The organism is Xenophilus sp. (assembly GCF_044462705.1).
Taxonomy (GTDB): domain Bacteria; phylum Pseudomonadota; class Gammaproteobacteria; order Burkholderiales; family Burkholderiaceae_C; genus Xenophilus; species Xenophilus azovorans.
Genome location: NZ_JBIQNC010000137.1, coordinates 1 through 14104 on the forward strand (window position 1 = coordinate 1; position 14104 = coordinate 14104).

The 14104-nt window shown below is 72.0% G+C and carries 6 protein-coding genes and 1 pseudogene; 4 read left to right on the forward strand and 3 right to left on the reverse strand.

The annotated features are described in order from the left end of the window. Both ACIY1X_RS18285 and ACIY1X_RS18290 read right to left on the reverse strand, forming a co-directional pair. Positions 1-256, reverse strand: a pseudogene (locus ACIY1X_RS18285) (hypothetical protein); the annotation flags it as partial. 20 nt (positions 257-276) lie between these two features. Beyond that, positions 277-5871, reverse strand: coding sequence for an ESPR-type extended signal peptide-containing protein (locus tag ACIY1X_RS18290; RefSeq protein WP_399683185.1), 5595 nt, complete (start codon positions 5869-5871; stop codon positions 277-279). 274 nt (positions 5872-6145) lie between these two features. On the opposite strand from ACIY1X_RS18290, the gene ACIY1X_RS18295 reads away from it, so the two are divergent. The 3 genes from ACIY1X_RS18295 to ACIY1X_RS18305 are packed head-to-tail and all read left to right on the forward strand — an operon-like array spanning position 6146 to position 10450. Beyond that, entirely contained in the window at positions 6146-6874 is a 729-nt protein-coding gene (locus tag ACIY1X_RS18295) for a response regulator transcription factor (RefSeq protein ID WP_399683188.1), read from the forward strand. Then, on the forward strand, positions 6871-8142 hold the full coding sequence (locus ACIY1X_RS18300) for a FecR domain-containing protein (RefSeq protein WP_399683190.1): 1272 nt from the start codon (positions 6871-6873) through the stop codon (positions 8140-8142). The genes ACIY1X_RS18295 and ACIY1X_RS18300 overlap by 4 nt, the downstream gene beginning before the upstream one ends. A 1-nt stretch (position 8143) precedes the next feature. Continuing rightward, the gene (locus ACIY1X_RS18305) at positions 8144-10450 is read left to right on the forward strand and encodes a CHASE2 domain-containing protein (protein ID WP_399683193.1); all 2307 of its coding nucleotides are present in this window, start codon (positions 8144-8146) and stop codon (positions 10448-10450) included. A 7-nt stretch (positions 10451-10457) separates the two neighbouring features. On the opposite strand, the gene ACIY1X_RS18310 is transcribed toward ACIY1X_RS18305, so the two are convergent. Beyond that, complete coding sequence (locus ACIY1X_RS18310; RefSeq protein ID WP_399683195.1) at positions 10458-11696, reverse strand: helix-turn-helix domain-containing protein; 1239 nt, start codon at positions 11694-11696, stop codon at positions 10458-10460. Between the two features lie 136 nt (positions 11697-11832). Between ACIY1X_RS18310 and ACIY1X_RS18315 the strand changes: the two genes are divergently transcribed. Then, complete coding sequence (locus tag ACIY1X_RS18315; protein ID WP_399683197.1) at positions 11833-13932, forward strand: PQQ-dependent dehydrogenase, methanol/ethanol family; 2100 nt, start codon at positions 11833-11835, stop codon at positions 13930-13932. The last annotated feature ends 172 nt before the right edge of the window (positions 13933-14104 follow it).

Sequence of the window (14104 nt, forward strand, 5' to 3'; positions counted from 1 at the left end):
CCAGCAGCTCGCGCACCTGGTCCTTGCCCATGCCGGGCGCCATCTTGCGCACGTTTTCCAGGTTCGGAAAGGCGCCTTCCTTCCACTTGGCCGAAGCAGGCGCCGGCCATTCCTGCGCTGTCGGCGCGGGCGGTTTGGCGGCCACCGCGCGCGCCTGGGCCTCGGGGTCGATGGCGCGGCCGGGCGTTCCGCATCCTGCCATCAGCAGGGCGGCGGCCAGCGCCGGGAGAGCCACGTTCAGGGGCAGCTTGTTCATGTTGCTTCTTTCCTAGTCATTCAATCGAACACCCACTCGGCGCCCACCGTGGCTGCCACGCCGCCGCGGCTGGCCGAGGCGCCGCCCGTCAGGCTCCAGGCGTTGTTCTCCGAGGTGCGCCGGAAGCTCACGCCCATGGCCGACTGGCCCTGGTAGTAGCCGTAGCCGACGCGCATCGTCGTCTTGCCGGGAATCGAGAGCGCCGGCGCCTGCACCGCCATCGCCGAGGCGACGCCCGCATAGGCCTTCTGCCCGATGGTGTTGATCTGGTCTCCCAACTGGTTCAGCCGCAGGCTGGTGGCGGCGGTGTTGGCATTGAGCTGGTTGACGTTGACCGCATCGGTGCCGTTGACGCCCGGCGCCAGGTTGGTGATCGTGGTGTTGTTCGCGTTGATGCCGCCGGTGGTCATGCTCGGCCCGCCCTGGATGCTCACCCCGTTGTTCGTGACGTGGGTGTTGCCCACCGTCACGCTGGTGAAGTTCGGGTTCTCGCTCACCGCGAAGGCCACGTTCGCCCCGCTTTGCGTGAGCACCATGTTGTTGCCCGCCGTGTAGGTGGCCACGCCTCCCGGGCCCACGTTGGCCACGCTGGTGCCCACCGCCACCCCCGTGCCCGTGGCCGCGGTGGTCACGTTGATGCCCGCGTTGGCCGTCACGCTCAGCGTCTCCAGCGCCTGGTTGGTGGCATACAGCTGGCTGCCGTTGACCGCATCCGTGCTGGTGCTGCTCAGTTGGCCGGCGGCCACGTTCTGGATCTGGCGCTCCTGGCCGGCCGAGCCCACGCTGACCACGCCGGCGGGGTTGGCGCCCGCGAAGGTGTAGTCCTGCCCGCGGATGGTGGTGCCGGAGGTGGGGGTGGCCGCGGTGGTGGTGCTGCCCGCGCCCAGGGCCACGCTGTTGGCGGTGCTGGCGCTGGCGTTGGCGCCCATCGCCACCGAGCCGGTGGCGCCCGCTGCCGTGGAAGCGCCCGGGCCGGCGGCGATGCTGTTGGCGCCGGCCGCGCCGCTGTTGTCGTAGTTGGCCTGCTGGGTGCCGCCGTCGTTGGTGCTGTAGTAGTGCGAGCTGGCGTTGTTGACGATGTTCACGATCTGCCCGCCGATGGCGTTGACCTGGCTGGCCACCGAATACAGCTGGCTGCCGTTGACGGCGTCGGTGCTGGTGGCCGTGATCGCGCCGGGGGCGACGTTGACGATCTGGCGCTCGGTGCCCGCTGCGCCCACGCTGACCACGCCCGTGGCGGTGCCGGCGAAGCCGCCGTAGGTGATGGCCGGGCCGGGCGTGTAGGTGACGCTGCCGTCCGGGTTCAGCGTGGCCACCACGCTGGGGATGCTGGCGTCATTGACCTGCACGGCCGCCTTGTCGGCGCTGTTGTTGCCCAGCACGACGCTGTTGGCCTGGGTGGTGGTGACGTTGTTGCCCAGCACGAAGGTGTTGTCCTGGGCGATGGTGTTGTCGTTGCCGAAGGCGTAGCTGCCGGCACCGCTGACGGTGTTGGGGTCGCCGAACGCACCGGAGTTCTTGCCGCTGACCACGTTGCCCGTGCCGATGCTGATGCTGCTCTCGCCCGTGGCCTGGGACTTGTAGCCGATGGCGATCGCCTTGTCCCCGCTGGCGCGGGCTCCATCGCTCATGCTGGACGTCGCATAGTCGCCCCCGCCGATGGCAACCGACTGATCGCCCGAGGCTTGCGCGCCGCCGCCGACCGCCACGGCGCTCTCCCCGGTCGTATTGGCAAGCACTCCCACGGCCGTGGATGCCTGGCCGGCCGCAGACGCGCTGCTGCCAATCGCCAGCGCATCGGAGGCTGTCGCGTTGGCCAAGTCACCGATGGCGATCGCCCATTCGGCGCTGGCGGTCGTGCGGGTGCCCAACGCAAGACTCAGATACTTCGTCGCTTGCGCGTTGTATCCAATCGCCACAGCGCCCTCGATGGTGGTGCCCGTGGCGGTCGCTCCGGTGCCGATCGCGATGGTGTTGCGAGACGTGGCATTGCTGTCGCCCACGGCAATGCTGCCGATGCCTGCAGCATTGCTGCTGTAGCCCACGGCGGTGGCGCTCGCGGCGCTTGCGGAAGCACTCACGCCCGCGGCCAGCGCGTTCGTGCCCGTGGCGCCGTCGTTGTCGTAGTTGCTGCCCGCGCCTGTGACGGCGGATTTGACGCTGTAGTAGTGCACCGCACCCGCTGCGGCGGCGCTGGAGACGGCTTGCAGCTGCGCCACGTTGACCGCGTCGCTGGCTTCCGTGCCCGCCGCCACACCGGTGATCTGGCGGTACTGGCCGGCGGCTGCGTTGCCGACCGACACGGCCGCCAGCGTGCTGTGGGTTCCGGCGATGGCGCTCGCCTGGGCGGCGCTCGCTCCCGTCGGCACATAGCCGGCGCGTGTGGCATCGTTGGTGAAGCTGTCGGTGTCCGCCACCGAACCGCTGCCCAGCGCCACGCCGCCTTCCACCTGCGCCTGGCTGTTGCTGCCAAGGGCGACGGCGTCGTTCTTGCCGGCCACGGCCTTGCTGCCGATGCTGACGGCGCGGTCGACGGTCATGGCGGAGTTGTCCACCCAGTACTGGGTGTTGCCGGCCTGGTAGCCGATGGCCACGTTCTCGTCGCCGACGATCCGGTTGCCCGACGACGAGCCCAGCAGGGTATTGCTGTCGCCGCTCACACCCTGGCCCATGTCGGCGCCCACGGCCACGTTGCCGCTGCCGACGACGCCGCTGAGCGTGAACGCGCCCACGCCCACGTTGGCTCCGGTGCTGGTTCCGCCCTGGCCTGCGAAGGCGCCGACCATCACGTCGTAGTCTTCGGTGGCCTCGGCCCCAGTTCCGATCGCCACGCTGTCGATGGCCCCTGCGCCGGTCTTCGCGGAAATGCCGGCGGCAATGGAGCGTTGGCCCAGCGCGCCGTCGTTGTCGTAGTTCTCGCCGGGCGTGGCCCCGTCGTTGACGCTGTAGTAATGCACCGCGCCCGCCGCCGCCGCGCTGGAAAGGGCCTGCAACTGCGCTACGTTCACCGCGTCGCTGGCTTCCTTGCCCGCCGCCACGCCGGTGATCTGGCGGCTGCCCACGTCCACCGCGCCGCGCGTGGCGATGGTGGCGGCAATGGCCGCCGCATCCGCCGTGCTGGCGCCGGTGGGCACGTAGCCGGCGATGCCCGCAGCCGTGTTGGCATTGCTGCCGCTGCCCAGGGCCACGCCATCGGCCACGCTCACGCTAGTGTTCGTGCCCAGCGCCACCGCTCTCGGCACGTTGGTCAGCTCGACGTTGTTGCCCAGGATGAACGCCTCGGTGCTGGCCGCATCGATGGTGTTGTTGTTGCCGATGGCATAGCTGTCATCGCCATCGATGAAGCTCGGATCGCCGATGGCGCCGGAACGGTCACCCGTCACCACGTTGCCCGTGCCGATGCTGATGCTGCTGACCCCCTCGGCCTTGGCATTCGAGCCAATGGCGATGGCATCGGTGTCGGAGGCGGTTGCCCTGTTACCCAAGGCAAGCGCCTGTTCGCCGGATGCCGTGTTGGCCCGGCCCAATGCCACGGCGTATTTGCCGGCGACGGTGTTGCCCACGCCCACGGCAAGTGCACCATCGTTGCTCAAGGTGTTCTGCGAACCCACTGCGACCGGGGCCACGCCGCCCGTGCCTGGCACGGTGGCAGTCACCGTATTCGATCGGCCCAATGCAATGGCGTATTGAGCGTTGCTGCCGATGCTGTTGCTGGCACCCACGGCGATCGTGGTGGGCGCCTCGATGGTGTTCTGGTTGCCCAGAGCCACCGCCCCCGCAGCGCCCGTGCCGCTGGTGGTGTTGCCCAAACCAAACACTGAGGTGTTCTGGCCGCCCACGGTGTTTCCGCTGCCCACCGCGGTTGAGTTGCCGAAAGCCCCTGTAATCCGGTTGTTGTAGCCCACGGCCGTGCTTTGCTGGCCGGTGCCTGCATTGTTCATCGCGCCCACGGCCGTTGTGTTCACGCCGGCCGCCGTGCTGTCGCCGATGGCGATGGCATCCGCGGCCGAGGCCTTGCTGCCATAGCCCAGCGCCGTGGAACGCGGGCCGGTGGCTTGCGCTGCGTTGCCCGGAACGTCGTCGCCGCCGATGGCGGTGGCGTTCTCGCCTGTGCCCTGAGCGTTGGCGCCTACGGCAATGGCATCCGCCGCGGTGACGTCAGCGCTGTAGCCCAGCACGACGGCGCGGTTGGCCACGCCGTAGGCGGCACTGGCCTGGTAGCCGACGGCCGTGGCGTGCAGGGCCGTGGCGTCGGCGCCGTAGCCGATGGCGATGCCGCCCAGGTGCATCCCCGAGCCGATGGTTCCGCCGCTCGTGGCACCGGCACCGATGGCGACGGACTCGTTCCAGGATTCGGCGCCCTGCCCCAGCGCGACGCTCTGATTGCGGCTGGCCCGCGAACCCATGCCCAGTGCGATGCTGCCCTGCCCGTCGGCCAAGGCGCTCTGGCCGATGGCGATCTGGCTGGTGTCCGACGGATAGGAGGCGCTGCCCGCGCGGGCGCCCAGGCCCATGGCAATGGCGTTGGGGTCCTGCGCCGTGCTGTCGCCGATGGCAATGGTGTCGGTGCCGCTGGCGGTGCTGCCATAGCCCAGTGCGGTGGCACGGTCGGCAGTTGCCTTGGCCGCATTGGCAGACACCTGGCTGCCGCCGATGGCGGTGGTACCCACGCCGGATGCGGTCACGTTGGCACCGATGGCAAGGGCGTCCCGCTGGCTTGCCTTGGCCCAGTCGCCCATGGCAATGGCGTTGTAGCCCGTCGCTTCGGTGATGCGGCCGATGGCGATGGCGCTGCTGCCGCCCGCGTTCGCGCCGTCGCCCAGCGCCACGGTGGCAAAGTTGGTCGATTGGGCCGTGGTGCCCAACGCGACCGAGCGTGCACCGGTGGCATAGGCGCCATTGCCGAGCGCCAGCGAGCCCTCGCCCGTTGCGGTGCTGGCGCGTCCCAAGGCCACCGAGCCATCGCCCGTCGCCGTGTTGGAAGAGCCGATGGCCACCGCGCCATCGCCGTCGGCCGTCTGCGAGCGACCGATGGCCACGGCGCCGATGTCCGGCGAACTGGTGGGTGTGGCGCTGGCGCTGGTGCCCTGCGAGCCGATGGCGACGTTGTAGCCCTGCGCCCCCGAGGTGACGTCATCGCCCAAGGCAACGCCGGAGGCGCCCTGGGCCTTGGCGCCGGCGCCGATGGCGACGGCGTTGGCCGCGTTGGCCTGGGTGTCCGCATTGCCCAGGACAATGGCCCCCGCACCCCCGAGGTTGCTGCCGACCCAGGTGTTCAGGGCGCCGAAGTCGGGCGCGGCGGCGCTGCCGGCGGGGCCGGTGACGGTGGCGAAGCCGCCGCTGCCGTTGGGCACCTGGCAGACCCAGGCGCCGCTGCTGCCGGGGCGGGCGCAGGTGGCGCCCGTGGCGGCGTCGGTGATCGGCGTATCGGCGAGTGCCGGCGCAGACAGCCCGGCCAGCGCCAGCAGCACGCCGCCGGCCATGCCGCTCAGGATCGGCGCCCCCACGGCGCGGACGCGTGCGCGGGCCGGCTTGCCGTGCGCCTTGGCGATCTCGGAGGCGGCGACCCACGCGCCGAGGGAATCGTTCCAAATGGAGCGGTAGCTTTTATTCATGGCGTCTTGTTCCGGAGAGAAGGAGGGCAGGACGGTGGCGTGGAGAAAAAGGTTCTCGCGGCCTCTTCGTCGGCTTGGCCGGGATGCTCCGGGAAATGCCGCCACGCCACACCGTGCTCGCGAGATTTCGCGACATTCGCGGTCACATTCCGAGCCAATCTGTGACATTTAATGAATACTTTGGCCCATATACCCTTGCGTGAATTCGTCAGATTTCGACAGGGTGTTGCTCGGTCAGAATACGTTTTCTTACGAACCTCCTTCTGTCTCCTGCATGCGTATAGCGATCCTTGAGGACGACCCGATCCAGCAGGACCTGCTGGTGCGCACGCTCGTGCGCCATTTGGGCGGGGAGGAGCGCGTGCATTGCCGCGCCTTCTCCGACGGGCGGGAACTGCAGCGCCTGCTGCGGCGCGAGTCCTTCGATCTGGTGATCCTGGACTGGGCAGCGCCCTCGCTGGACGGCATGGAGGTACTGCAGTGGCTGCGCACCTGGAAGGACAGCAGCGTTCCGGTGCTGATGCTCAGTTCCAAGGGCGCGGACCGCGACGTGGCCGATGCGCTGAACGCGGGGGCGAACGACTATGTCGTGAAGCCGTTCCGGCCCCTCGAACTGCGAGCGCGCGTCATGAGGCTGCTGCGGCCCGTCCAGCCGCTGGCGCCGGACCGCCGGCAGACCTTCGGCTGCTGGACGCTGGACCCGGCAGCGCACTCGGTCAGCTACCAGGAGGCGCCGGACGCGCCCGTCGAGCACCATGCGCTGACGGGCAGGGAGTTCCAGTTGATGCAACTGCTGTTCGGCCGGCTGGGGCAGACGGTCTCGCGCGCCCACCTGCTGGAGGCGGCGGGCTACCCGACCGAGGACGAGCCGTCGCGCATGCTCGATAGCCATATCTACCGCCTGCGCAGGAAGCTGCAGCTCGATGCGGAGCGGGGCGTGAGCCTGCGCGCTGTCTACGGGCAGGGGTACTGCCTCGACGCGATGAAGGATGCCGCTCGATGAACCATCTGCCCTCTGCGCACGGCCTGGCTGCCGCCCTGCTGTTCCCGTTCCTGGCCCTGCTTGCCGGGGGGCTCTTCGCGCAGCAGACGCACGTGGTGCAGCCCGGCGAGACGCTGTGGGGCATCTCGGGCGAGCGCTATGGCCAGCCGACCCGCTGGCCCGACGTGCAGCGGCGCAACGGCATCGCCGAGCCGCGGCGCCTGCAGCCGGGCACGGTGCTGTACTTCGCCGACGGCCGGCTGCTCGGCGAGGACGAGGCGATGGTGCTGGCGGTCGCCGGCAAGGCATGGCGGCGGCACGGGGGCGGGGCAGACGAGCCGCTGGCGCCGGGCGCCGCGGTCCGCGCGGGCGACGTGGTGGCGACGGAGGCGAAGGGCTTCCTGACGCTGGGGCTGCAGGACGGCAGCCGGTCGGTGATCCCGCCGGGCAGCGCGGTCGAGGTGGAGCGGATCGGGCGCGGCGGCGTGCGCCTGCGGCTGTTGCACGGCGAGATCGAGTCGCAGGTCCGCAGGCAGCAGTCGGGGCAGGCGTTCGAGATCCGTTCGCGCTCGGTGGTGCTGGGCGTGCGCGGCACGCACTTTCGCGTGCGCGACCGCGACGGGCACCTGACCGGCGAGGTCATCGAGGGGCAGGTCGCGGTGCAGGGCGGCGGCGCGGCGCCGCTGCTGCTCGATGCGGGTCAGGGCGCGGTGCTGGCCGGCGCCTCGGGGCGCGCCGAGGCGCGGCCGCTGCTGCCGGCGCCCCGCTTCACCGAGCAGGCCTTCTCCGAGGCCGCGCCGACGACGGCGGCGGTGGGCGCGGTGCCGGGCGCGCAGGGCTACCGCTGGCGCGTCGCGCAGGACGACCTGTTCCTCGCGCCGGTGGCCGAGTTCGCGAGCGAGGACGCGACGCTGCCGCTGCCGGCCGACCTGGACCCGGGCTTCTACCACCTGAGCGTCGCGGCGCTGGATGCCGACCGCCTGGAGGGCATGCCGGGCGAGCGCCTGTTCTACATGCCGGCGCCCCAGGGCGGGATGCGCCGGCTGGCCGACGGACGGGTGGAGATCCGGTGGGCCGCGTCATCGGCGCGCCGCTACAGGCTCGAGCTGTCGCTCGAACCGGACTTTGCCGCGACGGCGGTCGACCTGAAGGGGCTGCAGGCCACCGGCGCGGTGGTGGGGCCTTTCGCCATCGGCGGGCGGTACCACTGGCGGGTGAGCGAGACGTCCGACGGCGAGCACTACGGCAGGCCGTTCGCTGGCGGCAGCTTCGACGCGCCTGGGCGTTGACGTGACAGGCCCCAGGCTGACCGGCGCGCTGGCCGCGATCGCGCTGCTGGCAGCCGCCCTGGCCTGGCTGGCGCAGAAGCCGGGCCTCGCGCAACTGGACATGCTGGCCTACGACCGCATGCTGCCGCTGGCCGCGCAGCCGCCGTCCGCCGACATCCTGATCGTGGCCATCGACGAGCCCAGCCTGGCCGCGCTGGGCCGCTGGCCCTGGCCGCGCGGCACGCATGCGCGACTGCTCTCGCGGCTGGCGGACGCGGGGGCCGCCAAGGTGCTGCTCGATCTGTTCCTCACCGAGCCCAGCGTGGACGCGCGGGAGGACCAGCGGCTTGCGCAGGCCATGGGGCGGCTGCCGGTGTACCTGCCGATGATGGCGGAGCGCGACCTGCGGGCGCCGGAGGCCGGGCAGCAGGGGTTCCAGCGGCCGCTGCCGCTGTTCGAGGCGCAGGCCCGCGGCGTCGGGCATGCGGAACTGGTGCTCGACGCCGACGGCGTCGCCCGCAACCTGTTCCTGCGCATGGGGCCGGCCGGCGGCCTCCAGCCCTACGTCGGGATGCTGGTGGCCGGGCGGTCGTCCTCGGCCGAGGCCGGGCGCGAGGATGCGTCCGGCTGGCGCTATGCGGACCGCATGCGCATCGCCTACGCCGGCGCGTCGGGGAGCTACGACAGGGTCTCCTACGTGCGCGTGCTCGACGGCGAGGTGCCGCCGGCGCGGCTGCGGGGGCGGACGGTGCTCGTCGGCGGCACGGCGCCGGGCCTGGGCGACCAGGTCTTCGCGCCGGCCTCGGCGCGCGCCGGGCTGCTGCCGGGCGTGGAGGTGCATGCCAACGCGATCGATCAGCTGATGCAGGGCAGGGCCATCCATGAGCTGCCGGCGCCGGCCCTGGCGGCCTGGATCGCCGCGGTGCTGGCGCTGGCGGCGGGCCTGCTGCGGTGGCAGCCCGGGGTCGGGCTGGTGATGGTGGCCGCGGTGGCCGGCGGCTGCGTGGCCGTGAGCGTGGCGGCGCTGTACGGGTTCGGCTGGTGGCTGCCGGCGGCCACGCCGCTGGCCGGGCTGGCGCTGCTGTATGCGGGCTGGAGCTGGCTGCGCCTGCGGGGGCAGCTGCGCTTCCTGGCGAACAAGGCCAGCGCGCTGCAGGCGGTGCCGGCGGGCATCTTCGAGATCGTCGCCGCGCCGGCGGCCGGTGCGGGGCCGCAGCCGCCGAAGGAGGCGCTGGACCGCGCGATCCAGCGCACCCTGCGCCTGCAGGCGCTCACCGAGTCGGCGCTGCGCGCGATGCCGACGGGGGTGCTGCTGTGCGATCCGCTGGGGCGCGTGGTCGGCTGCAACGCCGCCGCCGTGCGATGGCTGGGCGGCGCGGCAGCGGGCGGCGATGCGGCCGATGCGCAGCCCTTCCGGGGCCGGCAACTGGCCGACCTGCTGGCGCCCCTGCGGCGGCAGGCGCGCGGCGCCGCGGTGGCCGACGTGCAGCGGGGCCCCGCCTGGCTGGCGGCGCTGGCGGGCGAGTACGCCACGGCGCGCGGGCAGCACCTGCAACTGCTCGCCGCGCCCGTGGCGGCGCCGGCCGGCCAGGCGCCGCCGGGCTACATCGTCGTGCTGGCCGACCTGACTTCCGAGCGCGAGGCGCAGCGCCAGCGCGAGCAGTGGAACCGCTTCCTCTCGCACGACCTGCGCAGCCCGCAGGTGGCGATCCTCGGCCTGCTCGACCTGGACGAAGGGCGGTCGGTGGCCGCGCCGATGGCGGCGTCGATCCGCCGCGAGGTGCAGCGGACCCTGGCGCTCGCCGAGGATTTCCTCGACGTCTCGCACGCCTGGATGGGCAGCTACCGCGTCGCGCCCACGCACGTGGCGACGGTGATGCTCGACGTGCGCGACCAGGTGTGGGCCGCGGCGCGGCGCGCGGGCGTGTCGGTGGAGCTGCGTTTCGACGAGGAGGAGGCCGAGGACGTCGAGGCGCCGCTGGACGGCGCGCTGGTCGTGCGGGCGCTGGTGAACCTGGTGCTCAATGCCGTCGCGCACAGTCCGTCCGGCTCGGCCGTGCGGCTGTGCTGCGCCTTCGATGCGCAATGGGTGTTCGTCTCCATCGCGGACGACGGCGCTGGCATGGCGCCGGCCGTGCTCCAGCGGCTGCTGTCGGGCAGCGGCGAGGCGGCGCCCGGGCCCGTGCGCAGCGACGGCGTGACCCGCTCCCACGGGCTGGGCTTCGAGTTCGCGCGCACCGTGGTCGCCCGCCACGGCGGCTGCATCGAGGGCTGGTCGGCGCCGGGCGGCGGCTGCACGCTGTGCATCGGGCTGCCGCGCGGGGCGTGAGGCGGGCTCAGGGGCCTTCGCCTCGGCCGCGCAGCCGGCGGTAGAGCGTGCCGCGCGAGACGCCCAGCGCCCGCGCGGCGCCGGAGACGTTGCCGCCGTGGGCCGCCAGCGCCTGCCGGACCAGCCGCTGCTCGTGGTCGCGCAGCGTGCCGGCGGCATCGGGACCGGTGTCCGCGTCAGGCCCGGCAGCGGCTTCGCCGAGGTCCCCGGCAGGGGCGCGCGCCTGCGCCTCGGGCACGGCGGCCGGCGGCTGCAGCGCCACCGCATGCCGGAAGTCCACGCCGTCGGCGGCGCGCAGGCTGGCGCGCATCCACACGCCCAGCCCGCTGGCCAGCCGCATCGGCTGGGCGTCCTCGTGGCGGCCCAGGCGCAGCAGCGCGGGCAGGTCGTGGCCCAGCAGGCCGGCCACGCCACGCTCGCCGGGCGCCTGCGGCAGGCGGCCGATCAGGCGCGCGGCGGCGTCGTTGAGCCAGGCCACGGTGCCGTCGGCGGCGATGCCGGCCAGCGCCTCCAGCGGCGTGCCCAGCAGCGCCGGGCTGGCCTGGAAGCGCAGGATCAGGTGCTCGCCGGCCTGCGCCTGGAGCAGCCGGTTCTCGATGGTGGTGGCGTACAGGCCCACCATCTGCGCGGCGTCGAAGCCGAAGCGCCGCGCCTCGACCGAGAGGTCCAGCACGCCGGCCAGCCGGCCGTGCACGTCGTGGATCGGCGCGGCGGCGCAGTGCATCTCGTGCAGCAGCTCGAAGTAGTGCTCGCCGCCCATGACGGTGCAGGCCTGGCCGGTGCTGGCGACGATGCCCGGCGCGGTGGTGCCCACGCGCTGCTCGGCGATGTTCACGCCCACGCGCGCGGTCACCCGCAGCACCGGCTGCGCGGCCGCGGCCGGGTGATGGGTGACGTGCAGCACCACGCCCTCGCGGTCGGTGAGGATCACGCGGCAGTCGGTGCCGGCCAGCGCGTCCTCCATCGCCGCCAGCTCGGCGCGCGCAGCCTCCAGCAGATCGCGGTTGCGGCCGAGCGCGGCATGCAGCCGGCTGGGCGTGACGGCGTCGAAGGCGACGGCGCGGCGCGTGTCCTCGTGGCTGCGGCGGCAGCGCATCCATGACTGGATCACCGCCTCGCCCACCAGGCCCGAGGGGCGCACGCCTTCCTCGAAGAACTGCCGGCGCGCCAGCGCCACCCGCTGCGCCGGCGTGGTGCTGAACAACTGCCGCGGCGCGGTGTCGGCGCGGCGCAGGGGCTGGGTCATCGTGGTCTCCTGCCCGCCGCAGGGCGAACCGCGCGAATGTGTTCCGCAACGGAACAGGTCCCCACTGGGGAAATCCCGAAGGTGATGCGCGCCGCCGCACGGCCGATGCTGCGCGACACAACAAGGAGACCGCACGATGAAAGCACTTGGGATGGCCGTGCTCGCGCTCGGCATCGGGGCCGCCGCGTCCGCGCAAGGAAACGCCGACGCCGCCGCGCGGGCCGCAGCGGCAGTGAAGAAGGTGGACGGCCAGTTCATCCGCGCCAACGCCGCGAAGACGCCCGACTGGCCCAGCGTCGGCCTGGACTACGCGGAGACGCGCTACTCCCGACTCGACCAGATCGACACCGGCAACGTCAGGCAGCTCGGCCTGGTGTGGTCCTACGACCTGCAGAGCACGCGCGGCGTGGAGGCCACGCCGCTGGTGGTGGACGGCATCATGTACGTCACCGCCTCGTGGAGCGTGGTGCATGCCATCGACGCGCGCACCGGCCAGAAGCTGTGGACCTTCGACCCCGGGGTGGACCGGTCCAGGGGCTTCCGAGGCTGCTGCGACGTGGTCAACCGCGGCGTGGCGCTGTGGAAGGGCAGGGTCTACGTGGGCGCCTACGACGGGCGGCTGATCGCGCTGGACGCCGCCACCGGGCAGAAGCTGTGGGAGAAGGACACGCTGATCGACCACGCGCGCAGCTACACCATCACCGGTGCGCCGCGCGTGTTCAAGGGCAAGGTGATCATCGGCAACGGCGGCGCCGAGTACGGCGTGCGCGGCTACATCACCGCCTACGACGCCGAGACGGGCGAGCAGAAGTGGCGCTGGTTCACCGTGCCGGGCGATCCGTCCAGGCCCTTCGAGGACGCCTCGATGGAGAAGGCGGCGAAGACCTGGGACCCGTCCGGCAAGTGGTGGGAGGCCGGCGGCGGCGGCACGGTGTGGGACACCATGGCCTTCGACCCCGAGCTGAACCTGATGTACATCGGCACCGGCAACGGCTCGCCCTGGGCACGCTCCAAGCGCAGCCCCAAGGGCGGCGACAACCTGTACCTGGCGTCGATCGTCGCGCTCGACCCCGACACGGGCAAGTACAAGTGGCACTACCAGGAGACGCCCGGCGACAACTGGGACTACACCTCCACGCAGCCGATGATCCTGGCCGACATCAAGGTGAACGGCAAGCCGCGCAAGGTGATCCTGCACGCGCCGAAGAACGGCTTCTTCTTCGTCATCGACCGCACCAACGGGCAGTTCATCTCGGCGAAGAACTTCGTCGAGGTGAACTGGGCCACGGGCTACGACGCCAAGGGCCGGCCGGTCGAGACGGCCAGCGCGCGCCAGGGCGACAAGCCGGGCGATGCGATCCCCGGCCCCTTCGGCGCGCACAACTGGCACCCGATGTCCTTCAACCCGAAGACGGGGCTGGTCTACCTGCCCGCGCAGCACGTGCCGCTGACGCTGATGGACGACAAGGACTGGAAGTTCAACGAGAACGTGCCGCTGCGCCCGCATGCGGCGCAGGGCTGGAACACGGCCATGTTCCTCAACGCCGAACCGCCCAAGAGCAAGCCGATGGGCCGGCTGGTGGCCTGGGACCCGGTGGCGCAGAAGGAGGCGTGGGGCGTGGAGCACGTCTCGCCGTGGAACGGCGGCACGCTGACCACCGCCGGCAACCTGGTCTTCCAGGGCACGGCCGACGGGCGCCTGGTGGCCTACGACGCGAAGAGCGGCGCCAAGCTGTGGGAGACGCCCACCGGCACCGGCGTGGTGGCGGCGCCGGCCACCTACATGGTGGACGGCAGGCAGTACGTCTCGGTCGCCGTCGGCTGGGGCGGCGTGTACGGGTTGGCGCAGCGCGCCACCGAGCGCCAGGGGCCGGGCACCGTCTACACCTTCGCCGTGGGCGGCAGCGCGAAGATGCCGGACTTCGTGCAGTACCGCATGGGCAAGCTGCTGCAAGGCGTGAAGTACGACCCGGCCAAGGTGCAGGCGGGCACCGGCCTGTACGTGGCCAACTGCGTGTTCTGCCACGGCGTGCCGGGCGTGGACCGCGGCGGCAACATCCCCAACCTGGGCTACATGGAGCCGGCCTTCATCGAGAACCTGGGCACCTTCCTCTTCAAGGGGCCGGCCATGGCCCGCGGCATGCCGGACTTCACCGGCAAGCTCTCGGCGGACGACGTCGAGGCGATCAAGGCCTTCATCCAGGGCACGGCCGACGCCATCCGGCCGAAGAACTGAGCGCCATGAAAAAGCCCGCCGGGTTCACCGGCGGGCTTTGTCGTTGACGTGCGAGCGCTTGGCTTGCGTCGTCAGTCTGCGTAGACGCCTGCGGCCTTGATGACCGGCCCGAACCGTGCGACCTCGGACTGCACGAACTTCTTGTGCTCGGCCGGCTCCACGCGCTTGTCGG

Coding starts and splice junctions, on each gene's coding strand:
- ACIY1X_RS18290 (WP_399683185.1), bottom strand. CDS start 5,871: ATGAATAAAAGCTACCGCTCCATTTGGAACGATTCCCTCGGCGCGTGG.
- ACIY1X_RS18295 (WP_399683188.1), top strand. CDS start 6,146: ATGCGTATAGCGATCCTTGAGGACGACCCGATCCAGCAGGACCTGCTG.
- ACIY1X_RS18300 (WP_399683190.1), top strand. CDS start 6,871: ATGAACCATCTGCCCTCTGCGCACGGCCTGGCTGCCGCCCTGCTGTTC.
- ACIY1X_RS18310 (WP_399683195.1), bottom strand. CDS start 11,696: ATGACCCAGCCCCTGCGCCGCGCCGACACCGCGCCGCGGCAGTTGTTC.
- ACIY1X_RS18315 (WP_399683197.1), top strand. CDS start 11,833: ATGAAAGCACTTGGGATGGCCGTGCTCGCGCTCGGCATCGGGGCCGCC.